The 26,483-nt window shown below is 36.9% G+C and carries 20 protein-coding genes, 1 tRNA gene, 3 rRNA genes and 2 riboswitches; of the genes, 4 read left to right on the forward strand and 20 right to left on the reverse strand.

Features of this window, described 5'->3' with window-relative positions; translation table 11 throughout:
• Positions 1-30: 30 nt before the first annotated feature.
• The 6 genes from ACYUJ6_RS11555 to ACYUJ6_RS11580 all read right to left on the reverse strand — a co-directional run bounded on the left by ACYUJ6_RS11555 (position 31) and on the right by ACYUJ6_RS11580 (position 7,074).
• A complete protein-coding gene (locus ACYUJ6_RS11555; RefSeq protein ID WP_461842932.1) occupies positions 31-453 on the reverse strand; it encodes a GNAT family N-acetyltransferase in 423 nt (140 codons plus the stop codon).
• 202 nt (positions 454-655) lie between these two features.
• A 5S ribosomal RNA gene (gene rrf / locus ACYUJ6_RS11560) occupies positions 656-772 on the reverse strand.
• A 167-nt stretch (positions 773-939) separates the two neighbouring features.
• Positions 940-3,835, reverse strand: a 23S ribosomal RNA gene (locus ACYUJ6_RS11565).
• A 528-nt stretch (positions 3,836-4,363) separates the two neighbouring features.
• Positions 4,364-4,440: transfer RNA gene (locus ACYUJ6_RS11570), tRNA-Ile, on the reverse strand.
• Between the two features lie 231 nt (positions 4,441-4,671).
• Positions 4,672-6,182 (reverse strand): 16S ribosomal RNA (locus ACYUJ6_RS11575).
• Together the 16S, 23S and 5S rRNA genes with 1 tRNA gene alongside form the textbook arrangement of a ribosomal RNA operon.
• A gap of 724 nt (positions 6,183-6,906) precedes the next feature.
• Positions 6,907-7,074, reverse strand: a complete 168-nt coding sequence (locus ACYUJ6_RS11580; RefSeq protein ID WP_461842933.1) for a Spo0E family sporulation regulatory protein-aspartic acid phosphatase — start codon at positions 7,072-7,074, stop codon at positions 6,907-6,909.
• Positions 7,075-7,329: 255 nt separating this feature from the next.
• On the opposite strand from ACYUJ6_RS11580, the gene add reads away from it, so the two are divergent.
• Positions 7,330-8,364: an adenosine deaminase gene (gene add, locus ACYUJ6_RS11585; RefSeq protein WP_461842934.1), complete on the forward strand. Its 1,035-nt coding sequence runs from the start codon at positions 7,330-7,332 to the stop codon at positions 8,362-8,364.
• Positions 8,365-8,419: 55 nt separating this feature from the next.
• Here the strand turns inward: add and sufU are convergent, their stop codons facing one another.
• The 12 genes from sufU to ACYUJ6_RS11645 form a co-directional block, all read right to left on the reverse strand.
• On the reverse strand, positions 8,420-8,872 hold the full coding sequence (gene sufU, locus ACYUJ6_RS11590; protein ID WP_461842935.1) for a Fe-S cluster assembly sulfur transfer protein SufU: 453 nt from the start codon (positions 8,870-8,872) through the stop codon (positions 8,420-8,422).
• Positions 8,859-10,121 (reverse strand): cysteine desulfurase, encoded by a 1,263-nt coding sequence (locus tag ACYUJ6_RS11595; RefSeq protein WP_461842936.1) that lies wholly within the window; start codon positions 10,119-10,121, stop codon positions 8,859-8,861. The genes sufU and ACYUJ6_RS11595 overlap by 14 nt, the downstream gene beginning before the upstream one ends.
• Entirely contained in the window at positions 10,114-11,292 is a 1,179-nt protein-coding gene (gene sufD, locus ACYUJ6_RS11600) for a Fe-S cluster assembly protein SufD (RefSeq protein WP_461842937.1), read from the reverse strand. The genes ACYUJ6_RS11595 and sufD overlap by 8 nt, the downstream gene beginning before the upstream one ends.
• Before the next feature lie 11 nt (positions 11,293-11,303).
• Complete coding sequence (gene sufB / locus ACYUJ6_RS11605) at positions 11,304-12,710, reverse strand: Fe-S cluster assembly protein SufB (protein WP_461842938.1); 1,407 nt, start codon at positions 12,708-12,710, stop codon at positions 11,304-11,306.
• Between the two features lie 29 nt (positions 12,711-12,739).
• Positions 12,740-13,486 carry a Fe-S cluster assembly ATPase SufC gene (sufC, locus tag ACYUJ6_RS11610; protein ID WP_461842939.1) on the reverse strand — a complete coding sequence of 249 codons (747 nt, stop codon included), beginning with the start codon at positions 13,484-13,486 and terminating at the stop codon, positions 12,740-12,742.
• Positions 13,487-13,756: 270 nt separating this feature from the next.
• Positions 13,757-13,918 (reverse strand): DUF2292 domain-containing protein, encoded by a 162-nt coding sequence (locus ACYUJ6_RS11615; RefSeq protein WP_461842940.1) that lies wholly within the window; start codon positions 13,916-13,918, stop codon positions 13,757-13,759.
• A gap of 309 nt (positions 13,919-14,227) precedes the next feature.
• Positions 14,228-14,336, reverse strand: a riboswitch (SAM riboswitch).
• A gap of 79 nt (positions 14,337-14,415) precedes the next feature.
• Positions 14,416-15,753, reverse strand: coding sequence for a nitrogenase component 1 (locus tag ACYUJ6_RS11620; protein WP_461842941.1), 1,338 nt, complete (start codon positions 15,751-15,753; stop codon positions 14,416-14,418).
• Positions 15,746-17,218: a nitrogenase component 1 gene (locus tag ACYUJ6_RS11625; protein WP_461842942.1), complete on the reverse strand. Its 1,473-nt coding sequence runs from the start codon at positions 17,216-17,218 to the stop codon at positions 15,746-15,748. Before ACYUJ6_RS11625 ends, ACYUJ6_RS11620 begins: the two co-directional genes overlap by 8 nt.
• Positions 17,219-17,233: 15 nt before the next feature.
• On the reverse strand, positions 17,234-18,067 hold the full coding sequence (locus ACYUJ6_RS11630; RefSeq protein ID WP_461842943.1) for a MetQ/NlpA family ABC transporter substrate-binding protein: 834 nt from the start codon (positions 18,065-18,067) through the stop codon (positions 17,234-17,236).
• A gap of 24 nt (positions 18,068-18,091) precedes the next feature.
• On the reverse strand, positions 18,092-18,760 hold the full coding sequence (locus ACYUJ6_RS11635) for a methionine ABC transporter permease (protein ID WP_461842944.1): 669 nt from the start codon (positions 18,758-18,760) through the stop codon (positions 18,092-18,094).
• Positions 18,757-19,536 (reverse strand): methionine ABC transporter ATP-binding protein, encoded by a 780-nt coding sequence (locus ACYUJ6_RS11640; protein ID WP_461842945.1) that lies wholly within the window; start codon positions 19,534-19,536, stop codon positions 18,757-18,759. The genes ACYUJ6_RS11635 and ACYUJ6_RS11640 overlap by 4 nt, the downstream gene beginning before the upstream one ends.
• A 203-nt stretch (positions 19,537-19,739) precedes the next feature.
• Positions 19,740-19,846, reverse strand: a riboswitch (SAM riboswitch).
• Between the two features lie 83 nt (positions 19,847-19,929).
• Positions 19,930-21,114 carry a DUF4317 domain-containing protein gene (locus ACYUJ6_RS11645; RefSeq protein WP_461842946.1) on the reverse strand — a complete coding sequence of 395 codons (1,185 nt, stop codon included), beginning with the start codon at positions 21,112-21,114 and terminating at the stop codon, positions 19,930-19,932.
• A 184-nt stretch (positions 21,115-21,298) separates the two neighbouring features.
• Between ACYUJ6_RS11645 and ACYUJ6_RS11650 the strand changes: the two genes are divergently transcribed.
• From ACYUJ6_RS11650 to ACYUJ6_RS11660, 3 genes are read left to right on the forward strand one after another with little or no spacing between them, the layout of a single operon-like run.
• Positions 21,299-21,637, forward strand: coding sequence for a HesB-like protein (locus tag ACYUJ6_RS11650; protein WP_461842947.1), 339 nt, complete (start codon positions 21,299-21,301; stop codon positions 21,635-21,637).
• Positions 21,638-21,659: 22 nt separating this feature from the next.
• Positions 21,660-22,985 carry an FxLYD domain-containing protein gene (locus tag ACYUJ6_RS11655; protein WP_461842948.1) on the forward strand — a complete coding sequence of 442 codons (1,326 nt, stop codon included), beginning with the start codon at positions 21,660-21,662 and terminating at the stop codon, positions 22,983-22,985.
• A complete protein-coding gene (locus ACYUJ6_RS11660) occupies positions 22,972-24,111 on the forward strand; it encodes a S1C family serine protease (RefSeq protein ID WP_461842949.1) in 1,140 nt (379 codons plus the stop codon). Before ACYUJ6_RS11655 ends, ACYUJ6_RS11660 begins: the two co-directional genes overlap by 14 nt.
• A 49-nt stretch (positions 24,112-24,160) precedes the next feature.
• Here ACYUJ6_RS11660 and thiI read toward each other — a convergent pair whose 3' ends face one another.
• On the reverse strand, positions 24,161-25,303 hold the full coding sequence (gene thiI, locus ACYUJ6_RS11665) for a tRNA uracil 4-sulfurtransferase ThiI (protein ID WP_461842950.1): 1,143 nt from the start codon (positions 25,301-25,303) through the stop codon (positions 24,161-24,163).
• On the reverse strand, positions 25,300-26,436 hold the full coding sequence (locus ACYUJ6_RS11670) for a cysteine desulfurase family protein (protein WP_461842951.1): 1,137 nt from the start codon (positions 26,434-26,436) through the stop codon (positions 25,300-25,302). The genes thiI and ACYUJ6_RS11670 overlap by 4 nt, the downstream gene beginning before the upstream one ends.
• Positions 26,437-26,483 lie beyond the last annotated feature (47 nt).

The following is a 26,483-nucleotide window of genomic DNA, read 5'->3' on the forward strand; positions in this document are numbered from 1 at the left end:
TAACCGATATCATGTATTTACTAAAAGTGCCTAATTAATTATACACATATTTATATGTTCTATACCAGCTTCAAAAAATTTTTCTCCATAAGGTTTAAATCCCAACTTTTTATAAAAACCTTCAGCAGAAACCTGAGCATGAATGAAAACCTTTTTCCTTCCCTGCAAAAAGATCTTATTTAAAAGCTTATTTACTAAAATCTTCCCCAATCCTTTTCCTCTATATTTCTTCAATACAGCTATCCTGCCTAAATAATATTCTTTATTTTCAATTATTATCCTTCCTGTAGCTACCGGCTCCCCTTGTAAATAAATAACCAGATGATCACATATTTTATCTTGATCATCTAATTCCTCCTCTATAGGAACACACTGTTCTTTTACAAATACTTCATTTCGTATTGTAAATGCATCTTTTGAATTTCTAATGCCTTTAAACCATTTTATTTCCATATTACACCCTCCTATACTTTTATTTTACTGCTTTTTATAATAAAGTGTAAAAATAAATAACCACAAATACTTATTTATCTGATAATGTTCTGTATATAAATTAAACATTCCTCTCCATTATCTAGGAAAGAAATGTCATGTAGTATACTTTTTATAGTATACATTAATAAATTTAATTGTCTTTACAATATAATTAAAAATTACCTGGCGGCGACCTGCTCTCCCACAGGGCCTCCCCTGCAGTACCATGGGCACTGTGAAGCTTAACCTTCCTGTTCGAAATGGTAAGGGGTGTTGCCTTCACGTTATTGCCACCAGATGCTGATTTGTCAAAATCTTCGATTTTGGTAACGAATCAGTACTCCTCAGCTTTAGCTGAGTGAGTTTCATTATATAGCTTTATTCTTCAAACTTCTATCTCTGTTCTATGAACTTTGATATATTGTCCTCTGAAAATTGCACAGTAAATATTTATCCATATTGTTTTTGGTCAAGCCCTCGACCTATTAGTATCAGTCAGCTTAACATGTTGCCACGCTTACACCTCTGACCTATCACCTTGTGTTCTTCAAGGGGTCTTACCAGCTTTCGCTGTGGGAAATCTTGTCTTGAGGGGGGCTTCACACTTAGATGCTTTCAGTGTTTATCCCTTCCCGACTTAGCTACCCAGCTGTGCTCCTGGCGGAACAACTGGTTCACCAGAGGTCAGTCCATCCCGGTCCTCTCGTACTAAGGACAGCTCCTCTCAAATTTCCTGCGCCCGCGACGGATAGGGACCGAACTGTCTCACGACGTTCTGAACCCAGCTCGCGTGCCGCTTTAATGGGCGAACAGCCCAACCCTTGGGACCTACTTCAGCCCCAGGATGCGACGAGCCGACATCGAGGTGCCAAACCTCCCCGTCGATGTGAACTCTTGGGGGAGATCAGCCTGTTATCCCCGAGGTAGCTTTTATCCGTTGAGCGATGGCCCTCCCACGAGGTACCACCGGATCACTAAGACCGACTTTCGTCCCTGCTCCACCTGTATGTGTCGCAGTCAGGCTCCCTTATGCCTTTGCACTCTCCGAAGAATTTCCAACCCTTCTGAGGAAACCTTTGTACGCCTCCGTTACTCTTTTGGAGGCGACCGCCCCAGTCAAACTGCCCACCTAACATTGTCCCGTTGCCAGTTTCATGGCACCCGGTTAGAATTCCAGTACTGTCAGGGTGGTATCCCAACATCGACTCCAAAATGGCTGACGCCACTCCTTCCATGTCTCCCACCTATCCTGTACAGACAATACCGAAATTCAGTGATAAGCTACAGTAAAGCTCTACGGGGTCTTTCCGTCCAATCGCGGGTAGCAAGCATCTTCACTTGCATTTCAATTTCGCCGGATTTGTTGTCGAGACAGTGCTCAAATCATTACGCCATTCGTGCGGGTCGGAACTTACCCGACAAGGAATTTCGCTACCTTAGGACCGTTATAGTTACGGCCGCCGTTTACTGGGGCTTAAGTTCTTACCTTCGCATTGCTGCTTAGTATTCCCCTTAACCTTCCAGCACCGGGCAGGCGTCAGCTCCTATACTTCAGCTTTCGCTTTAGCAGAAACCTGTGTTTTTGATAAACAGTTGCTTGAGCCTTTTCTCTGCGGCCTCTTTCGAGGCACTCCTTCTCCCTAAGTTACGGAGTCAATTTGCCGAGTTCCTTAACAACAATTCTTCCGATGGTCTTAGGATTCTCTCCTCACCTACCTGTGTCGGTTTGCGGTACGGGCACACATAAATTCCATAGAGACTTTTCTTGGCAGTGTGATATCAGATACTTCTCCTTTCGGATTCCCCTTCACAGCTCGCAATTGAATACATGGTTTTCCCTCTGTATTCTCACTCACTGCTTAGACATACCTCCAACAGTATGCACATCCTATCCTCCTGCGTCATCCCTTCTGGTCTTTTTCATCTATATGCGGTATCGGAATTTCAACCGATTGTCCATCACCTACGCCTTTCGGCCTCGGCTTAGGTCCCGACTTACCCTGAGTGGACGAACCTTCCTCAGGAAACCTTAGGTTTTCGACCAATAAGATTCTCACTTATTTCTCGCTACTTATGCCAGCATTCTCTCTCCTGTCCTGTCCACCGCTCCTTCCGGTACGGCTTCTCCCTGGACAGCATGCTCCTCTACCGCTCTTTCAAGCCCACAGCTTCGGTGGTAAGTTTTAGCCCCGGACATCTTCGGCGCATGACCTCTTGACTAGTGAGCTATTACGCACTCTTTAAATGAATGGCTGCTTCTGAGCCAACATCCTAGTTGTCTTAGAGATCACACTTCCTTTTCCACTTAACTTACACTTCGGGACCTTAGCTGGTGGTCTGGGCTTTTTCCCTTTTGACCACGGATCTTATCATTCGCAGTCTGACTGCTGAGATTCAAGTTTATGGCATTCGGAGTTTGATAAGGTTCAGTAACTGTTGTCAGCCCCTACCCCATTCAGTGCTCTACCTCCATTACTCACTCTCAACGCTAGCCCTAAAGCTATTTCGAGGAGAACCAGCTATCTCCGGGTTCGATTGGAATTTCTCCGCTATCCACAGCTCATCCCATGGTTTTTCAACACCATTGTGGTTCGGTCCTCCACGAAATTTTACTTCCGCTTCAACCTGGCCATGGATAGGTCACCCGGTTTCGGGTCTACAACATACAACTTCTCGCCCTCTTCAGACTCGGTTTCCCTCCGGCTCCATACCTTAAGTACTTAACCTTGCTGCATATCGTAACTCGCTGGCTCGTTCTACAAAAAGCACGCCGTCGTACTTTATCGTACTTCGACTATTTGTGGACACACGGTTTCAGATTCTATTTCACTCCCCTCCCGGGGTTCTTTTCACCTTTCCCTCACGGTACTTCTTCTCTATCGGTCACCAGGTAGTATTTAGCCTTGGGAGGTGGTCCTCCCTGCTTCCCACAAGGTTTCTCGTGTCTCGTGGTACTCTGGTTCAGGTCTCGCAGTTCTTCCTTTTCACTTACAGGGCTGTTACCTTCTGCGGCTCAACTTTCCAGTTGTATTCAATTAAGTCTTCCCTGCTTTTATGACCTGACCTCAACCCCAGAAACAAGTTTCTGGTTTGGGCTCTTTCCCTTTCGCTCGCCGCTACTTGGAAAATCGATGTTTCTTTCTCTTCCTCCGGGTACTTAGATGTTTCAGTTCCCCGGGTCTGCCTCTGCATATCTATTTATTCAACATGCAGTACCCAGCGTTGTCTGGGTGGGTTTCCCCATTTGGATATCTCTGGTTCACTGGCTATTTGCGCCTACCCAGAGCTTTTCGCAGCTTATCGCGTCCTTCTTAGGCTCCTGGTGCCAAGGCATCCTCCATGCGCCCTTTGTAGCTTGACCTTTAGTTTTAAAATTGCCATTAACTTCGTCCAGCTGCGTCAAATACCTCACTCCGGTACTCATTTACACTAGTAAACTCCGTTCCTCCTTCGGTATTTTCCTTGCTGTACTCGTTACTATCAATTTTCTTAAAAATTACTATCAGCTTCACAATACTGCGTTAAAACCTTCCCTTCGGTGCTCATTTACATTAGTAAACTCTGCTCCTCACTCAGGTTTTTCCTTGTCTTGTCCGCTGCTATTAATTTTAATTACATTGGTTCTCAGTTATAACTTACGTCATAACTTACAAATAAGTATAAACTAGTTATACTTACATACTACAAAGGTTATTTCTAACCTTAGCTTTGTTTCTAAAATTGATATTAACTTCACATTTCTGCTTGTTACTACCAATTTTTTATTTCTTATTTACTGTGCAATTTTCAAAGGACAATTTTTTTCTGTTCACAATTACAGCCTGCACTGTACAATTTGGAACAGAAATTCAATTGTGAAATGTACATTGTGCATTCTACAATTGATTAATGGTGGGCTTAAATGGACTCGAACCATCGACCTCACGCTTATCAGGCGTGCGCTCTAACCAGCTGAGCTATAAGCCCTTATGGAAAGAAAGATCTATGATCCTTCAAAATTAAACAGAATAAAGCGGATTACTTCTATAAGTTAAACCATCAAAAATCGCTATTAACTTCACATTTCTTCGTCAAGTCTTTCGCTGTGGTGCTCACTTACACTAGTAAGCTCTGCTCCTCGCTCAAGCCTTTCCTTGATCTGCTCGTTACTACCAATTTTTTTAAGACAATCATTACAATCATCTTTCGACTCCCTAGAAAGGAGGTGATCCAGCCGCAGGTTCTCCTACGGCTACCTTGTTACGACTTCACCCCAATCACTAACCCCACCTTCGGCCGCGTCCTCTTTCGTTAGACTACGGACTTCGGGTGTTGCCAGCTCTCATGGTGTGACGGGCGGTGTGTACAAGGCCCGGGAACGTATTCACCGCGACATGCTGATTCGCGATTACTAGCAACTCCAGCTTCATGCAGGCGGGTTTCAGCCTGCAATCCGAACTGAGAGTAGTTTTTGAGGTTTGCTCCACCTTGCGGTCTTGCGTCTCGTTGTTCCTACCCATTGTAGCACGTGTGTTGCCCTGGACATAAGGGGCATGATGATTTGACGTCATCCCCACCTTCCTCCGCGTTAACCGCGGCAGTCTTGTTAGAGTGCTCATCTTACTGTTAGCAACTAACAACAGGGGTTGCGCTCGTTGCAGGACTTAACCTAACATCTCACGACACGAGCTGACGACAACCATGCACCACCTGTCTCCCTGCCCCGAAGGGCTTCTCTTATCTCTAAGATATTCAGGGGATGTCAAGTCCAGGTAAGGTTCTTCGCGTTGCTTCGAATTAAACCACATGCTCCGCTGCTTGTGCGGGCCCCCGTCAATTCCTTTGAGTTTTAATCTTGCGATCGTACTTCCCAGGCGGAGTACTTATTGTGTTTACTGCGGCACAGAAGGGGTCGATACCTCCTACACCTAGTACTCATCGTTTACGGCGTGGACTACCAGGGTATCTAATCCTGTTTGCTACCCACGCTTTCGTGCCTCAGCGTCAGTTACAGTCCAGAGAACCGCCTTCGCCACTGGTGTTCTTCCTAATCTCTACGCATTTCACCGCTACACTAGGAATTCCGTTCTCCTCTCCTGCACTCCAGACACCCAGTTTGAAATGCACTGCCCGGGTTAAGCCCGGGTATTTCACATCTCACTTAAATGTCCGCCTGCGCACCCTTTACGCCCAGTAATTCCGGACAACGCTTGCCACCTACGTATTACCGCGGCTGCTGGCACGTAGTTAGCCGTGGCTTCCTCATCTGGTACCGTCATTATCGTCCCAGATGACAGAGCTTTACAATCCGAAAACCTTCTTCACTCACGCGGCGTTGCTGCATCAGGCTTTCGCCCATTGTGCAATATTCCCCACTGCTGCCTCCCGTAGGAGTCTGGACCGTCTCTCAGTTCCAATGTGGCCGATCACCCTCTCAGGTCGGCTACGCATCGTTGCCTTGGTAGGCCGTTGCCCTACCAACTAGCTAATGCGCCGCGGGTCCATCTCAAAGCGGATTACTCCTTTAAAGTACCATCCATGTGAATCATACTTGTTATGCGGTATTAATCTCCCTTTCGGGAGGCTATCCCCCTCTTTGAGGCAGGTTACCCACGTGTTACTCACCCGTCCGCCGCTAATCCACTCCCGAAGGAGCTTCATCGCTCGACTTGCATGTGTTAAGCACGCCGCCAGCGTTCGTCCTGAGCCAGGATCAAACTCTTAATTTAAAAGTTTATATGGCTCTGTTTAAAATTGCCATTAACTTCGTCCAGCTGCGTCAAATGCTTCATTCCGGTGCTCATTTACGTAAGTAAACTCTGCTCCTCATTCAGCCTTTTCCTTGCTGTACTCGTTACTGCCAATTTCAGGCTTATTGCCTCTTTAGAAAATTAATACTAACTTCGCATTTCTTCGTCAAACCCGACCCTGCGGTGCTCATTTACTTAAGTAAACTCCGCTCCTGGCTCAAGGTTTTCCTGGAACTGCTCGTTATTATTAATTTTAGATACATTACGCTAAGTATGTATAACATCATAAATGATGCTTTACTACTGAACATAACATACAAAATATTACGAAATTACTTTCTTTGCTGCTGCTGCAGCTCAAAAGAATTGCTGGTTTATTCTTATATAAGTTTTCCTTATATTTTATTCTGTTTAATTTTCAAGGATCATCTTCAATTGCCTGTCTCTCTTAAGACAGCTTGTATAGTGTATCATTTAATTTCATATTTGTCAACATATTTTAAAATTAATTTTATTAACTGCCAATATATTTTTTACAGCTGCAAACTTACCATGATTTCAAAAGTGTGACTTAAAAATTAACCGCAAATTTAGATAAAACATTATATTATAGAACAAACCAAAGCTACTTATTTCTTCACCAATTTCATTATGAACCACACAGTAAAAAACATATCACAACCTATTTGTTAACACACAATGGCTACATATTAAAAATCAAATTATTTCCATAATCATTAACATTCCTATATTGAAGATAAATTAATTTGTCCAACTGTTGACTTATCTCCAATATTTCTCCATTGTATAAAACTTCACCTTTAATAACCAATGAATTTAATTTTTCTCTTAATTGTTCTATTTGTTCCATAAATTTACCATCTTTCTTATAAATTTTAACAACCTTATTTATTGTATTACTTTATTGTGTAAATTACAACACCTAATGAAAATATTTTGCAATCTCTTTTTAAAAAATACACCACTATAAGTAATATCCTCCAAATGAACTGTGTTCAATAATTTAATTTTTCTTGAAAATCTTTAAAATGTAACATATCATACTTTAATATTTAAGATATATAATATTAATATATCTTAAATAACTAATAAGGAGCAGGATATAATGAATCTTAATAAAATAATAAAACTTATCCCAAAAACAGATCTCCATTGCCACTTAGACGGAAGTTTAAGGCCTGAAACTATTTTAGATATAGCTTCAAGGGAAAACATACCTGTTTTAAGCAATACTTTAAATGATTTTGAAAAACAAGTTAAAGTTTTTGGAAAGTGCAGTTCTTTAAAAGACTATCTGGACAAATTTAATTTACCTATAAAAATTATGCAAAGTGAAAAAAATATATATAGAGTAACTACTGAATTACTAGAAGATGCCTGGGAAAAAAACATTAAATACATAGAGATACGCTTTGCTCCTTTTAATCATTCAAATGATAAATTAAATCCGGAACAGGTTGTAGAAACTGTGCTATCTGCCATGAAATATAATAGAAATACTCTAGGAATCAAGTCAAATTTAATCCTATGTATTTTAAGGCAGGAGCCTGTTAAATATGGAATAGCTCTTGTCAATCTGGCAAAAAAATTCTTTGGCAGGGGTGTAGTTGCCATAGATCTTGCAGGGAATGAATCCGATTTTCCACCTGAAATTCACCGGGAATCTTTTAAGCTGGCAAAAGAATATGGTATTCACCGTACAGTTCATGCAGGTGAAACAGGTATATCACGAAATATAATAAAATCTATAAAAACATTATATGCTGAAAGAATAGGTCATGGTACCTATGCATATAAAGACAACAAAATAGTTGAATATATGAAAGAAAACAAAATTCCTCTTGAAGTGTGTATAACCAGCAATGTAAATACATCTGCCGTAGGCTGTTATACTGAGCACCCTGTAAAAAAATATTTGGATGAAGGTCTTGTCATAACAATAAATACAGATAATACCACAGTGTCAAATACAGATATAATTCAAGAGTTTAAATACCTTGTAAAATATCAAAATTTTAATTTTACGGACATAAAAAAAGTTATAGAAAATGGAATAGATTATTCCTTTGCATCTGAAAAAGATAAAAATGATCTGCGAAATGAATACAATTCTTTTATAAATAAATTTAAAAACATTTGATTATTAAAAGCACCTCAAAAGCAAAACTTTTGGGGTGTTTTTAATAACTAAATTTTTAATTGTCAGAGCTATCTTTTCCTCTTTTTTTTATAGCTTCTTCCAATGTATGCCAGGCAAGAACTGCACATTTTACTCTGGCAGGCATCATTGATATATTTTTAAGCGCTATGGCATCCTCTAATTTTTCCAGTTCTTTTTCATCTGTAATTTCTTTTTTTATCATTCCTATAAAAGTTTTGACATAATTCAAAGCTTCCTCAATGGTTTTACCTTTAATCAAATCTATCATCATGGATGTAGAAGCCTGGGATATGGCACACCCACTTCCCTCATAGGCTATATCATCTATAATATCCCCTTTGAATTTCAATGAAAGAGTTATATCATCCCCACAGCTTGGATTATGACCTCTTTCTTTTAGATCTGGATTTTCCAGTTCTCTTTTGTTTGTTGTATCCTGATTGTGCTCTGTTATTATTTCAGAATATATTAGACTAAGATCGTCCATATCCTAACCACTTCCTTACATTTTTAAGAGCTTCTATAAATTTATCTACTTCTTCATAAGTGTTATAAAAATAAAAACTGGCTCTGGAAGATGCTTGAATTCCCAAATGTTTCATAAGTGGCTGTGCACAGTGATGTCCTGATCTTACTGCCACCCCATAGCTGTTTAATATAGTTGCAACATCATGAGGGTGAACACCTTTTACATTAAATGAAATAATTCCTGCCCTATTTTTTACATCTTTAGGACCATACACTGTAACATAGTCTATATCTGAAATTTTTCTAAGAGCATATTCCGTAAGCTCTTCTTCATAAGCTTCAATATTATCAAGTCCTACTGAGTTCAAATAATCAATAGCTGCTCCAATAGACACTGCTCCCTCTACATTCTGGGTACCAGCTTCAAATTTAAAAGGCAGTTCTGCAAATGTGGCATTTTGTTCCGTAACGTACTCTATCATATCTCCACCTCTCAAAAATGGAGACATTTTTAAGAGAAGCTGCTCTTTTCCATAAAGTACACCTATCCCCATGGAGGCTAACATCTTATGGCCTGAAAATACAAAAAAATCAGCGTCAAGATCAGATACATCTACTTTCATGTGAGGTGTGCTCTGCGCTCCGTCTACTATAGCTATGGCTCCCTTTTCATGTGCATATTTCACAATATCTTTAACTGGATACTTTGTTCCAAGTACATTTGACACCTGTGCAATAGATACAATCTTTGTTCTATCAGTAATTTTGTTCTTATACTCTTCTTCAGTTATTCTCCCGTCTTCATTGACATACATGTATTTAAGTACTGCACCTTTGGCCTTCACCACCATCTGCCATGGAAGTATATTGCTGTGATGCTCTGAAATAGCAATTACTATTTCATCTCCCTTATTTATAGAATTGAGTCCATAACTGTAAGCTATTAAATTCAATGATTCCGTAGTATTTCTCGTAAATATTATTTCAGAAGATTTCTCTGCTCCAATAAATTTTCTTACCTTCTCACGGGCTCCCTCATAAGCTTCTGTGGATGTAACTCCTAAGTAATGAGCTCCTCTATGAGGATTTCCATTTAAATTTTCATTGTAATGTTCCACAGCTTTTATGACAGATAATGGTTTTTGTGTAGTTGCCCCATTATCAAAATATACCAAGTCTTTACCTTCTACCTTTATGGAGAGTATTGGAAAATCCTTTCTTACCTTTTTTACATCTATACCTGTTTGTATTACATTCCCATTACTCATTTATAATCCTCCTTTTAAGTTCTTCAGATAAAAATTTCTTTAAATCCTCTGCAGGAATTTTATCAAAAATAGGACTAAATCTGGCTTCTATAACTAATTTTTCCGCTTCACCATAATCAAAACCTCTGCTCATTAAATAAAAAAGCTGATTTTCATCTATTTTACCTACACTAGCTGCATGCTGACCATCTACATCTTCCTCCTGGCAGAGAAGCATTGGAATAGTATCCGTCTTAACCGTTGGATCTAAAAGAAGCACTTCTTCAGCTTGAGATCCCTTGGACTTGGAAGATCCCCTTTTAAAATCTATATTTCCCTTAAACACTTTCCTTGCTTTATCTTTTAATACTCCTTCTATGACCATATTGCTGACGCTCTTCTTTCCAAAATGATTGGCAGTATAATAAAGATCTTGTCTTCTATCTCCATCTACCAAATAAGCTGAATATATATCAGCACTGCTGCGCTCCCCTTTTAAATCCGAATTATAATTTGTAACATTTATATGACTGCCTATTTCTATAGTAACCCAGTTTACCTCTGCGCCTTCATCAACCTGTGCCATATTTGAATCAAAATGAGTAGATTTATCATTCATTCTTTGAATTTTTATAATATTTACCTGAGATCCATTTTTAGCAAACACCTTGGTCAGTCCATTATGAAAAGCAGTTGTTTCTTTTTCTCCGGTATAATAATCTACTACCAAAGTAATCCTGCTGTTTGGTTCTGCTACAATTATATTGTGATCCACCACTGCAGGGTTATGCTTATCTAAATTAAAATTAAGCCTAACATAGGAGTTTAAAATCCTGTTTTCGGGAGTTTTTATAAATACTCCTGAATTAAATTCATTTTCCGCAAGCTTCACAAAATCCCCTGACACAGAAGTGGCATCTTTAAAACTGGAATATTTACAAAGGCAGTTTTCACTTGAAGCTTCCTTTATAGGTACTATGGTAACATCTCTAAAATCTTCGGCCTTAAAATCTATATAATCTGCATCATATTCCCGTATATCCGGAAGCTTATAATTGTCAATATGAAAATTATTCAATCCTAGATGCTTCCATGTGAGTACATGGGCTTGATTTAATCTAAAATCCCTTTTATTCTGCAATGTGGAAATTATATTCTTGCTGTCACTAAAATTCTCCTTACTATCTATCATACAGTACCTCCTTATCCTATAGTTCCCTTTAATTCTAGTTTAATTAAATTGTTCATTTCTACTGCATATTCAAGAGGAAGTTCCTTGGCTACAGGTTCAACAAATCCCGTAACTATCATACCCCTTGCCTCTTCTTCCGTAAGTCCTCTGCTCATAAGATAGAAAATAGCATCATCACTTATTCTCCCTATTTTGGCTTCATGACCCACATCCACATTGTTATTTGCCACACTTATAATAGGTACTGTATCCGATCTGGATTCACTATCAAGCATCAATGATTCACAGGATACACTGGATCTGGAGTTTACTGCATTTTTTGTGGAACTTAAAAGACCTCTGTAGATGGAAACCCCTCCATCTTTAGATATTGACTTTGAATTCACCACAGATGTGGTATTTGGTGCTGCATGCACTACCTTAGAACCTGTATCCAGATATTGTCCCGCACCTGCAAAAGTTATTCCTGTAAAATCACATCTTGCCCCTTCTCCTCTTAGTATGCTCATGGGATACAACATGGATACTTTGGAACCAAAAGAACCTGTTACCCATTCTATGTGACCATTTTTATCTACTGCCGCCCTTTTAGTATTTAAATTGTACATATTTCTTGACCAGTTTTCTATAGTGCTGTATTTTAGTGAAGCTCCCTCTCTTATATAACACTCAACACATCCTGCATGCAGATTGTTTACATAGTATTTAGGTGCTGAACAACCTTCTATATAATGAATTTTTGCTCCCTTTTCAACCACTATAAGCGTATGTTCGAATTGACCTGCCCCAGGGGCGTTTAATCTAAAATAAGATTGAATTGGTATTTCAACTTGAACTCCCTCTGGAACATACACAAAAGAACCGCCGGACCAGACTGCTCCATGAAGTGCTGCAAACTTATGGTCTGTTGGAGGTACAAGTTTCATAAAAAGCGGCTTTACAAGTTCTCCATAATCTCTTATTGCCGTCTCCATATCCATGTACAAAACACCTTGTTTTTTTAGTTCTTCACTTACATTGTGATAAACAACTTCTGAATCATATTGTGCTCCAACTCCCGCCAGTGATTCGTGCTCTGCCTTAGGTATTCCAAGCAAGTCAAATGTTTTCTTTATATCCCTTGGTACGTCCTTCCAGTCATGCTTCATATTGGTATCCGGTCTTACATAAGTAACTATGTTATTCATATCCAGATCCGTTAAGTCAGGTCCCCAGGATGGCATTGACATATTATTGTAAATATCCAGAGATTTAAGTCTAAATTCTCTCATCCAATCAGGATCATTTTTCTCCTGGGATATTTCTTCTATTATTTTTTTTGTAAGACCTGATCCGGTTTTATAACTGGATTTATCTTCATTTTTTATATCATAAATACTTCTTTTTACATCTTCTATATGAGTTTTATCTTTTTCCAATAAAAACACCTCTCTTCCAAGACAATCCGCTAAACCAGTGCCTTAAACTTGTCATATCCATTTTTCTCTATTTCTTCAGCCAAGGATGCATCACCGGTCTTAACTATTCTGCCGTCCACAAGTATATGAACATAGTCCGGTTTTAAATGTTCCAAAATACTGTCATGATGTGTAATTATAAGTATGGAATTATCTTTTGTCCTAAGTCTGCTTACTCCTTCTGATACTATTCTAACTGCATCTACATCAAGTCCTGAATCTGTTTCATCAAGCATGGCAAGTTTAGGTTCAAGTACTGCCATCTGAAGTATTTCGTTTTTTTTCTTTTCCCCGCCTGAAAATCCCACATTTAAATATCTCTGTGCATAATTTTCATCTATTTTTAAAAGTTTCAGTTTTTCTTTTAAAGCTCTTTTAAATGCCAATATGCCACTTCTTTCTCCCGTAACAGCAGCTTTTGCACTTCGCAGAAAATTTTCAACAGTTATTCCCTGTATTTCTTCTGGATATTGAAAAGACATAAATATCCCGCGTCTTGCCCTTTCATCTACTTTTAAATCATTTATTTTCTCCTCTTCAAATACTATATCTCCTGCTGATATAACATATTTAGGATGACCCATTATAGTATTTACAAGAGTGGACTTTCCTGCTCCATTGGGACCCATTATAGCATGAACTTCACCTTTCCCGATTTGTAAATTAAGTCCTTTTAATATCTCCTTATCTTCAACTTTTGTTCTTAGATTGTTTATTTCCAGTAACTTTTTTCCCATTATACCTCTCCTTTATATCCGAGTATTTGAGTCATGTTTAATTTTAAAAATCAGCTACAATATAAATGAGTAATTTAGATAAGATAGAATATCCGACTTAAATACTCAACATTGTACCTGATTACATTTTACTATTTATTTAAAGGATAATCAATAATGAAAATATGCATTTTATATTTTTCTCTAAAAGTTTTTATTTTCTGATAATAACTTAAGCTAATTTAAAGTATCCCAATTTCTATTCCTTAGGTAATTAAACAAATCCCCCATTTATTTAAGTCTTATTTTTTCCTTTGTCTCTACCTGAATTACTATGCCGTCTTGAATAACTAAAGTTATTGAACCATAGCTTATGCTTTTTAATGATTGCAGTATTTCCTTAATGTACTGCTCTGAGATCTGGTTTTTTTTCCGTATAATTTTTGCCTCCATTTTTATATTACCCCCTTTTATAATAATTTATCCAATGGCTGCCATTGCTGACACCCCCATCTTTTTCAAGATGAAGTATGACAAGTACTTGCTGTGCCTCTGGATTTATTCTTCCCCTAAAGGATAACGTATTCTAAGTGCTAAAGACGCTAAGAATACTATTAATAAGGTTCGGTATAAAAGCATTCCTTATGGGCAAACTCCACCGTACCTAAAAATAACTTGATAAACTAAAAAATCCTCTTCAGATGAAGAGGATTAACTTATATGGCAATAAATATAAAAGATTTGCATTAAAGTTTTACCTTTACCTCATCTTCCAGAACTATGTTCTGATGGACTTAGCACCTTACATGTAATACTAACATGGGTTGCTGAAACTTCATCGGGCCATTCCCTAAGTTTCTCTTGATAAGGATCAATATTAAATTATTGTTTTTAATTATACCGTATAATGTTTCTAGGGTCAATTAATTTTTTAATTAAACTGCATTTAATTATTTATAACTTTCCAATATATTGCTATATATATCTTCTGTCAGTGTCAATCCGCCATTATAGCCTACATAAGTCCTATTAAGTACCAACCTGTGCATCACTGGCAAGGATATATTTATTCCAAAACCTTTTAATTCTGATACTATATCCCTATCCCAGGAACTTCCCAAAATCAATGGTGTATAATTACCATGATTATATTTTCTTAACCCCTCATGTATTTTACCTCCATCAGTTTCAAATATTACTTTAGAAGATATATTCCGGGACAAATGTTGAAATTCATACTCTATTTTTTCCCTATATTCTTCTGGAGCATCATCTGTAATATATTGTTCTCCCGGAACAATTCCAAGTTCATTTACTAAAAATTTACTGATTCCAAGTGCATAAAAGGAGTCTGTTATATTAAAAAATTTATCTGCCATATCATATCTAAATTCTATGAAAAAATCCAGTGATCTTTCAATATAATAATAAAATCTTTTTTCCTCCCTGCTTATAAAAGCTTCCACCCTTTTTTTATCTAATTGTGAAAATTCTGCTACAGTCCTTAGAAATTTACTGGTTTCCCTTGCTCCTATAGGTAACACTGGATAATGCAGATAAGGAGTACCATATTTTTCATTTAACAGTTTGGCTGTATTTAATCCTACCCAGGGAGAAAGGACTAAATTAAACTGGGCATTGGGAATTGTTTTCCATTCATCTACACCATTGGACTCCGTTCCAAAAAGTATGTTGACTTTAAGACCTATTGACTGGAGCAATTTTTTTATTTCCGCCAAATTACCCGTCCAAAAGGAATCCTGATATGGAACTACGGACCAAACATTTACAAGACCCTTCTCCACTTTTGGTTTTCTCTCACCTATAAACTGATCTATAATGGCTTCAACTACCAATTCATGCCCTTTGAAATTGCTTCCTTTAAATCCGCCTGTTTCTGCATAAACTATAGGAATCCCTTTACTTTTATATTCACTTACCACCTGACCTACATCATCCCCTATTATATCTGCAGTACATCCTGTTAAAACCACAAACAGATCACCCTTTAAAACCTTTAGAGATCCATCTATTACCTGTCTTAACCTGTGTTCTCCTCCAAACACCACTTCTCTCTCCGTTGTATTAGTACAAGGTACGGCACTTCCTCCCGAATACCCTATGCCCTGATATCCTGATGCAGCACTGAGACCATCATGAAGTTTAATTCCACATCCCGGCCCGGAGTGTAATATGGGTATGGCCCTTTTAATAGCCAGTACTGACTGCTGTGCTCCCAATGCACAATAGTGCCTGGGCTGTTCTATTATTTCAGTTGTTTTAGTCACTATGACCACCTCCCAAAAAGCTATAAGGATCCTGTTTCAGCCACCAATCAGTATAGGGCAATTCACAGTGTGCAGCAATATTCTTCACAAATTCCTTAGATGCCAGTACATCCACTATTTTATTTCCATAATTTATCAGGCCTTCATATCCTAAGCCAAACTGCTCATCCCCCATCAAAAATGTGGGTATTCCCAATTTAGGTCCCCAGGAAGACATTCCTCCATGACGTGCCACCAATAAATCTGGTTTTAATCTATTCAATATATTTACCAATTCAAAAGGCTGTTTATTGCAGATATTAAAATTTTTCACATCTCCATAATTTTCAACAACATACCCTAAGCTGTCGCTTTTGGGATCCATATTGTCATAACAGGGATCATGGTGAAATATAGCCGCACCTACTACTTCCATATGGAGATCTTTAAGAAGAGCTATTAAACTGTGCCCATGAGCTGCTCCAGCTGTGACATATACTCTTTTTCCCTTTAATTTGCTCCTAAGCTCTTCAAGCTCATGGGCAATTTTGTCTTTTTGGGACTTTATAAGTTTCTCAACTTCTTTTTCTCTATGAGTAACTTTACCAAGTTCCCTAAACCACATATCAGCACCTTTAATACCATAGGCTGGCGGAGCTTTAACTTCAGGCACGCCATATTCCTGTTCCAATCCAGCTGCCAAATATGTCCCCAGTGTAGGACATATTTGTACTGTAGCTGCAGCTTCAGATATTCCTTCCAGTTGAGCTATAGTTGAAAAAGGTACAATGTAATTGGGCTTTAACCCTATTTGTTCAAATAAATCCGTAAATATATCACTTCCCCAAAAATTAATTACATTTACCATATCTTCTCTTCTTTTAACTGGTGGTTTGACTATTTTCCGCAGGATACCATGGTATGCAGCATCAAAACCTGTTGTCCAAATTCTGGATCTAAATCCTTCACAGGCCACAAATACTACAGGTATACCCAATTTTTTTTCTGCTTCATCAGTTACCTCCTCTACATCATCTCCAATAATTCCAGATGCACAGGAAGTAGTTACAAAAATTGCTTTAGGTTTAAATCTTTTGTAAGCTTCTTCTATGGTCTTTTCCAGTTTGAAGATTCCACCATATACCATATCTTTTTCCTTCAAATTGGTATTTAACAGCCTTGCATTTTTTAAAGGCAGTTTCCTCTTTCTCTGTCCTACTCTATTTGTAAAATTATAATCCTGGAAGTCAGCTGAACACCCTATTGGAGCATGGTTTATTACTACTGCATCCTGTATCATAACCAATTGGCATAATGCATTTCCCGAACTGCACCCCAGGCATTGGCTAAAACTTCTTCTCTTTTCACATAACTTCCCACTTTTGGATTTACTGCATAATTCCTTAGCACTTCCGCCAAATCCCGTAATTGAACCCAACCTGGATTCTCTTATTTCAACTTCCGGAGATTTTATATTAATACTCAACCTTATACCTCCCCCTTAAAAAGCCGGCACTACTGCAACCCCGTATTTTTTCTTTATAAAATTTCTCACGTCCTCTGAATTAAGTTTTTTTACTATTTCTTTTATTTCCTTCTTATTTTCATCGCCTTTTCTCACTACAATAAGATTGGCATAGGGTGATTTGCTGTCCTCTCTAAATAATGCTTTATTAGGATCCATTTTTGCCTCAAGCACAAGATTTGTATTTATTATGGAACCATCTACATCCGGCAGTACCCTAGGAAGCTGAGCTGCATCAACTTCTATAAACTGTAGATTTTTAGGATTATCTACAATATCCGAAGGTGTAGCACTATAGTTAGCTATTCCAGATTTTAATTTAATTAACCCCTGCTCCTGAAGAAGTTCCAAAGCCCTGTATTCATTGGATGGGTTATTAGGTATTGCAATTTTGGCACCACTTTTGAGCTCATTTTTAGACTTGATTTTATTAGAATAAAAACCTATTGGCTCCACATGAACTTTTCCAGCTACTGCAAAATTATATCCTTTTTCTTTAGCTACAGACTCCAGATAAGGCAGGTGCTGGAAATAATTCGCATCTATCTGTTTTTCCTGCAAAGCTGGATTCAATTGATCCTCATCATCCAGTACTACAACATCCAAATTTATTCCTTCTTTTGCCAGAGCGGGTTTTATGTGGTTCAATATTTCCGCATGGGGCACTGCTGCAGCTCCTATCTTCACTGTAACACTCTTGCTCTTATGGCTTGAACTGCTTGTACTCTTTGAATCAGCACCGCTTCCACAGCCTGAAAACAATCCTACAACCAACACCAGTATCAATGATATTACACTTTTCTTTTTCATATTAATTCATCTCCCTTAAAATAATCAATCAAATTTATATCTTTTTTTATTTACATATCTGGAAATATGATCTCCTGAAAATTGTATAAATTGTACCAGAAAAATTAATAGTATAACTGTAGCCGCCATAATGTCTTTACGAAATCTCTCATAACCAAAACGTATTGCCAGGCTTCCCAATCCTCCTGCTCCTATAGCACCAGCCACGGCAGTAAATTCAATAATGGATATAATTGAAATCGTAATCCCCCTTATAAGTGAGGGCAGTGCTTCTGGTATTAAAACTTTTAATATAATCTGAAATGGTTTTGCTCCTACAGCCAAAGCTGCTTCAATTTTTCCCCATTCTACTTCTTCTATTGATGTTTCAATAATTCTAGCTAAAAAAGGTGCTATTCCTATGGATATTGGAACAATAGCCGCCTTCATACCCAGGGTAGTTTCTACTATCAATCTGGCTAATGGCAACAAGACCACAATTAATATTATAGAAGGAAGGGATCTTATTGCATTTACTATAGCAGCCAATACTTTATTTAATTTTTCATGCTCTAAAATATGTCCTTTTTTAGTAACAACCAGAATAATTCCAAGGGGCAGCCCGATGAGCAGTGCTATGCAGCCAGCTATAATTACCATTTCTATGGTTTCCGACAATCCTTTTAGAATCAGCATTTTAAAATCATCAGTCATATTACCTCACCTCCAGGATAATTGGAACTCACACTGAGACTTCTCATTATTTTAACAAACTTTTTAGCAGTATCACTTTTAGGATTTAAAAATACTGAATTTGTGCTTCCTGTTTCCACAATCTTACCTTCTTCAATTACTGCCATATTATTGCATATATATTTAATAACATCCAACTCATGGGTTATAAGCAGAATAGTTAAATTAAGTTTTTTATTTATATCCCTTAAAAGCTCCAATATGGAATAAGTAGTCTGAGGATCTAATGCAGAAGTAGCTTCATCACTTAATAACACATCTGGTTTATTGGCCAGTGCCCTGGCTATACCCACTCTCTGTTTCTGACCTCCGCTTAATTGGGCAGGATAAGAATCCACCTTGTCACTCAGCTCTACTAAACTCAATATTTCATGCACTCTGTTTTTTATCTTTTGTTCAGGATAACCGGATATCTTTAGAGGAAAAGCTACGTTCTTATATACAGTCATTGAATCAAACAAGTTAAAATCTTGAAATATTATTCCAATTTTTTTTCTAGCTTCTCTAAGTTGGTTTTTATCCATAGCAGTAATATCTTTGCCTCCAATGAGTACAGTACCTGTAGTTGGTTCCTCAAGCCTGTTCAAGCAGCGTATCATTGTAGATTTTCCAGCTCCGCTAAAGCCTATTATTCCAAAAATATCTCCTTTCTCCACTTCAAGGTTTATATCTTTTAGTACTTGAATTTTACCTTTAGGCGTACTAAAGGTTTTACTTAAATTTTGTACACTTATCATAATAATTTCCTTCCTCCTTTCCTTTTAATAATTGCCTATATGTCATCTCTCTTCAATCAAAATAAATTTTGCCAAAACAAAAAGAGACTAAATCTTATAAATCAGAATTTAGTCTCCAGTTTTTCTGGTGAACCTTTAAAATTTATATTTAATTAAATTATAAAAAACTCAGAGGAAACCCCTGAGTTTATATTCTCATGATTACCTCATCTCTCAGCTATAACAGGCTGCAGGAATTAGCACCAATGCATTAGTAAATACTGGTTGCTGGGCTTCATAGGGCCTTTCCCTCCACCTCTCTTAATAAGTTTATTCAATATTTAATATTATGACAATCAGTATATCAGCAATACTAAACATTGTCAATAAATTTTTTACTGAAAAATTGAAAATTTAGATATAATCTTCTATTTCCTCAGTCTCCAGATTAAGTCCATTTACAACCATATCTTCTTTCAGTTCTATTAATAGACATTTTCTGCCCTTTTTATCCACTACCTGCCTTACACTGCCCAAGTCCTGTGGTTTTATGGTTATGCTTGTATTTTCATTCTCAATCTTTATGGATTTGCTTTTAAAATCCGGAACTACATTTCTGGCTTTAAACTCATAATCTTCTCCGCATACTTCCTGAAAAGCATTTTTAATAGATTCTGTACTTTCTACACCACTTTCTCCCATAACTTTTGTAACTTCATTCATATCTAAGGTTGGTTCTTCTTCTGTGTCTTCTTCATCAAGCTTTTCATTTATTTTTTCATATATGTCCTGCATAACATCCGGTTTTATTTTGCCTCCTACTGCGCTGCCCAATATGGCATTAAAATTTTCTTTTTCTTCTACTGCTGTAGGTTTTATGGTACAATCCAGTACCTTCTCTACAAAAGTTCCATTAATTTGTTTGGCCTTTGAAGAATAATATATTATCTTATTTACATCTACATACTGAGATGTAAAACTTGGAAACATAAATCCATCCAGGGGGGAATTTAAATTTATGATCATATCCAATGCAGAGTTTGGCTTGAATTTCATTTCAGTATAGTCAAATTTTAATACCTTTTTAGGAATTTCCACTTTATTTACACTACATAATAAAAATTCTACAGCCTGCACATAATCTTCTATGTCACTGTCTCCTTCATCCTCACTTTTTTTATTACTGCTGTAATACTCCGCTTTTATAAAATTTATCACTACATCTGTATCGTAAGTATAATTCTCAGATATTTTATCCACTACTTTATCTCCAAATTCAGCTATACTCTCCTTGGAATTTAAAGCATTATACAATATATGCTGGGTATTTTCACTGTCATCCGGATTTTTTTCCATTTCCATTGCTCTAAAATTCAATTCAAATATTTTGGAATCCAGGGAACCTGTGAGCACCTTCTTAAAATTATTTAAATAAAGTTCTCTTTTCTCTATTTCCATCATTTCAAAATGCTCCAATTCCCTAGTTATTATTTCTCCATTATCTTTTTTTAAATATACGCTGTAGACCTCTTTAATAGGCAGCTTATAGCTTCCCAATTTAAATTCCTTCCTTATATTTGCCAAATCTTTTTTATTCATGTTTACATCTCCGCTCTATGTAATTATGTAATTCTATCTTATACATACTTATTTTAACAAAATATAATAATATTTGCTATAAATAAATTTCTATAGTACAAATATAAAATTTTTGATACAATACATATAAAGTATGTTTATGTACTTGCAAAAAAATAAATTATTATATAAGAGAGGGTTTTATATGAATTTTATAAAAATAAGTGATATAGCCTATAGTGAATTCAAAAAGTTTTTAACTGAAAACAATATAACTTGTGATGTAATAAGAATCTATTTAGAAGGCATGTCCTGTCATGGTCCCCGTTTTAACATAAGTGTGGACAATAAAACTGATAATGACTTAATTCAACAGGTAAAGGATATAAACTTTATAGTAGATAAGAATTTATTTGTACAATTCAGTGGTTTCATATTCCTTTGTGGAAGTGAAAATGGCCTTGGGGATGGAAAGTTCACTATAGCACCTGTATTTAATCCTAATGTTTCAAATTGTGAAAGCTGTCATGGATGTGAAAATTAATAATTTTAAGGAGAATGACCCAATGTTTTGTTATAAATGCGGAGCTAGAATTTCCAGTGAAGCTTTATTTTGTGAAAAATGTGGAGCCAATTTAAAAGATAATATTAAAGAGGAAAATTCAAATGGAAGCACCATTCAAGTTCACAACATACGGCAGGTCCTGAAACAAAACATAGAAAAGGATCAGGTGAATGCTCTAACTCCAGATAAATCAAATAACAATGTAACAGATTCTAATTCAAGTATAAAAGATAAAAATAAAGCTTGCCGTAAAATTCCTTTTTATAAAAACATAAATATAGCCATGCCCCTTTTATCTGCAGTAATTACTGCAGGTTTAACCTGTACCTATTATTTCTATCAGGTTTCGCTTTCAAAAAATATAGAAAAGAATAGGGTAACTGCTGAAAACATGGCACTTCAAGGTAATATATCCGGTGCTTATCCAATAATAGACAAAGCTTTAAGCTTACGTCCAAATAATGAAACTTTAAAAGCAGATAAAAAGTTTTTACAGGATGGTGAAATTGTAAACTCCCATATAAATGCTCTAGACAATTACATAAAGGAAAAAGATTACAATAAAGCTTTAAATGAACTGGATGAGACCAGTAATTTAATATCAGACAAAGCTGGAGCTTTTTATTCCCTATTAAATAAAAACATAGACAATAAAAAGATGAGTATAACTGTACTACAGATAAAAAACGAAATGAATAATAAAAGCAGTATAGAGGATTTGGCTGAACTCCTCAATAAAATATCCAATTACAATGTAAAAGAAGCCAGTGAAACTGCTTCGGAACTGAGAAAGAGAATAAGCAGCATAGCTTATGATACTGCAAACGAATACTTGAAGAAAAATGATTTTACTTCTGCCCTTGAAACCTTAAACAAGGGTATTACCTATAATCCAAATGACAAGAAATTAATTAATTTTAAACAGATTATAATATCCGAAAAAAATTCTTTTGAAGCAGCTGAACAAACCAGGCTTCAAAACGCCCTGGCCTCAGCAGCCATGGAAGATAAAAATAACAAGACCAATGCAGTAGAAGTAACTTCCGCTTCCACTGCTGTAAACAAATATGGGGATTTTGTAATAAAGGGAAATATTAAAAATATAGCTACAAAGCCAATAAGTTCAGTTCAAATATACTATACCATATATGATTCCAACAACACTGAACTTGGAAGTGACTCTACTTACGTATATCCTAACCATCTGGATATAAATGATACAGGTGAATTTGAGAATACAGAATATGGGTTATCAAAAGGCCATCATATTAAAATTACAAATATAACCTGGGTTTTGCCACAGGAGGACAATTATGAAAATAAATAGAAATTTTATAATCTCCCTTCTTATAACAATAACCCTTGTAGTATTTGGTGCTGCTGCATGTATAATTATACATAAAAATATAAGTCTTAAATCCTCTAGAAGTTCATCTAAATTAGGAGATGTGGCTGAAGCGCTAAGTGCTCCTAAGCCCAAAAATTTAAAGGCAATAATACATGAAAATCAAAAACTGGTTGTATCCCTGGAAGTAAAAAACGGCAGCGAAAATATAACCGGTTCTGGCTTTTTATATGATACAAAAGGAGATATAGTAACCAATGCACACGTGGTGAACAATGGATCTTCCATAACCATAAAAATGGCTGATACTACAACATATAAAGGTAAACTTATAGGTAAAAGCGAAATCACAGACGTGGCTTTAGTCAGAGTTGATAACTTAAGAGGAAAAAGCCCTATGAAGATTTTGAAAAACAAAAAGGCTGACATAGGAGATGAAATAATAGCTCTTGGAAGTCCCCTTGGACTTCAAAACACAGCTACCACTGGTATAATAAGCGGATTAAACAGAAGCTTCAACCTGGAAAATTATCAGTATAAAAATGTTTATCAGATTTCTGCTCCTATATCTCCCGGCAACAGCGGCGGTCCTCTTCTGGATAGAAATACAGGACAGGTTATAGGCATAAATTCTGCAAAAGTAGATACTGAGTCCATAGGATTCAGTATACCAATAGCTCAAGTTATTCCCATGATAGACAACTGGGCAGCTAATCCCAATACATATAAATCTTCACCTGAGGATATCACTTCAGACAAAAACCAGAAGCCCACTAATGAAGATGCTGCTTACTTAGTTTCATATTTCTACAACAGCTTAAATTCCAATGACTATGTAACTGCCTATTCTCTTCTTGGAGCTGGCTGGCAGCAAAGCACGGCTTATGACGATTTCAGGAAGGGCTATCTTCAGACTGTATCTGTAAAAATAGATAATATGATCTGTGGTGGAACAAATAATGGGAATATAGAAGTTTCAGCCACAATCCAGGCTGTTGAGGGAACTGAGCCCAACTCTAAGACAAGTAAATACAATGTAGTATATAATGTAGGGTATGAAAACAACAATTTAAAAATTTTAGACGGTAAAAGTACAGTCATAGAATAAAAAGTACAGTTCACTTAGATTTAAGTGAACTGTACTTTTTTAACTGATCTCAATTAAAAAACTCAGTATTTTCCACAGCCTCTTTTACCAGAGCATCTATATCCAGAACACTTTCTGCTTTCCTTATTTCTTCAACCTTTGGTTTGATTTTAGGGTGTTTTGGCACAAATATAGTACAACAGTCCTCATAGGGCAGTATGGAGGTTTCATAAGTGCCAATATGTCTTGCCACATCCATTATATCCACTTTATCCATAGCTATCAATGGCCTGAACACCGGCCTGTCTGCCACATCACTGCTTACAATGAGACCTTCCATAGTCTGGCTGGCAACCTGACCTATACTCTCACCTGTAGTTACAGAATCTATATTATATCTGCCTGCTAAATTGCAGGCTATTCTCATCATAAATCTTCTCATTATTATAGTTAGTTCATCTTCCCTGCAGTTCTCAATTATGCCCATTTGTATTTTTGTAAAAGGCACAACATACAGCTTTATACTTCCCGTATATTTCTTCAATATTCCAGCCAATTCCTTAACTTTTTCCTTGGCCCTTTCACTGGTATAAGGGTGACTGTGAAAGTACACGCAATTTAACTGCACCCCTCTCCTTGCCATCATATAACCGGCTACCGGAGAATCTATGCCTCCTGAGAGCATAAGCATGGTGCTGCCGTTAGTGCCGTAAGGCATTCCACCTATCCCCTTTATTCTCTTTGAATATACATAGGTTTTTTCCCTTATCTCTATATTTACAAAAAAATCCGGTTTTTTCACATCTACAGTTAATTTTTCAGTATTTTGTAAAATATAGGCCCCAACTTCTCTGCTTACATCCATGGAGGTTTCAGGAAAACTTTTATCTGCCCTTTTAGTTACAATTTTAAAAGTTTTCCCCCTGTTTTCGAAAACACTTTTCAGGGCCTGTTTTTTTATACTTTCCATATTGGAATCTATTTCATCTACCACACATATTTCCGACACCCCGCATACCCTTTTGAGTCTTTTTATTCCATCCTCCAGATCACCACATTCTATAAACCATCTTCCCTGATCTATTACAAAATCATACTTGCTGTCATTAAAAACATTTTTTATATTATCTTTTAATTTCCTTTCAAATTTTCCCTTGTTCAATCCTTTTAAAAATATTTCCGGGGCACACTTTACAAGCAATAACTTTCTCATCTGCCTACTCTCCTTAAAAACTTTAAAGATTTATCCAGCACTTCTAAAGTATAATCCACTTCATCTTTTGAATTGCCATCACCAAAACTAAATCTTATAGTGCCTTTTAACTCTTCTTTGGGAAGCCCAATAGCCTCCAATACATGACTGTCCTTACTGCTTTTGGCAGAGCAGGCGGATCCTGTGGAAACATAAATACCTTTTCCCTCCAGCATGTGAAGCAGAACTTCTCCCCTGACACCTATAAAGGAAACACTAAGTACATAAGGTGAATACTCTTTTCCCCGGCTGTTTATTTTAATTTCATCCATCTGCTCCAGTTTTCCCATGAAATATTCCTTCATTTCAGCTACATGGCGAAAGTTTTGTTCCCTGTGTTCATATATTTTCTCTGCAGCTTTTGCAAATCCCACAGCAGCACACAGATTTTCAGTACCCGACCTGAGGCCCCTTTCCTGTCCCCCTCCATATATAAGAGGTCTGGGCAAAAGCCCTTTCTTAACATAGGCAATTCCCACTCCCCTGGGGCCATGTATTTTATGACCGCTGGCAGACAGCAGATCTATATTCAGCTTTTTAACATCTATATAATACTTTCCATAAGCCTGAACTGCATCTACATGAAATTTCACCCTGCTGCTCTTATTTTTTATAAGCTTTCCTATAGCTTCAATATTTTGAACCGTACCTATTTCATTATTGGTATGCATTACACTCACTATCCGGGTCTGTTTATTTATATTTTTTTCAAGCTGATTGAGATCAATCTGTCCTCTGCTGTTCACATCAAGATAAACAACCTTCACTCCAGCATCTTCCAAAGCTCTGCATGTATTTAACACGCTGGGATGTTCTATCCTGGTAGTTATGATTTCATCCCCGGGTTTTACAAAACCCCTTATCAAAAAATTATTGCTTTCGCTCCCTCCGGAAGTAAATATTATTTCATCTCTTTCACAATTCAACGTATGTGCAGCTATATCTCTGCTCTCGTTCATCTTCAGCTCTGCTTTTAATCCCAGGGAATATGCCGAGGATGGATTTCCATAATAATTTTTCATAGCATCTGTCATTGAATCTATAACTTCAGAATAAGGTCTGGTTGTAGCACTATTATCAAAGTAAACTTCCACTATTGTCACTCCTTATATATGTAAAATGATTAAAATATAATAAAACT

Source organism: Clostridium sp. JNZ X4-2 (assembly GCF_054889485.1).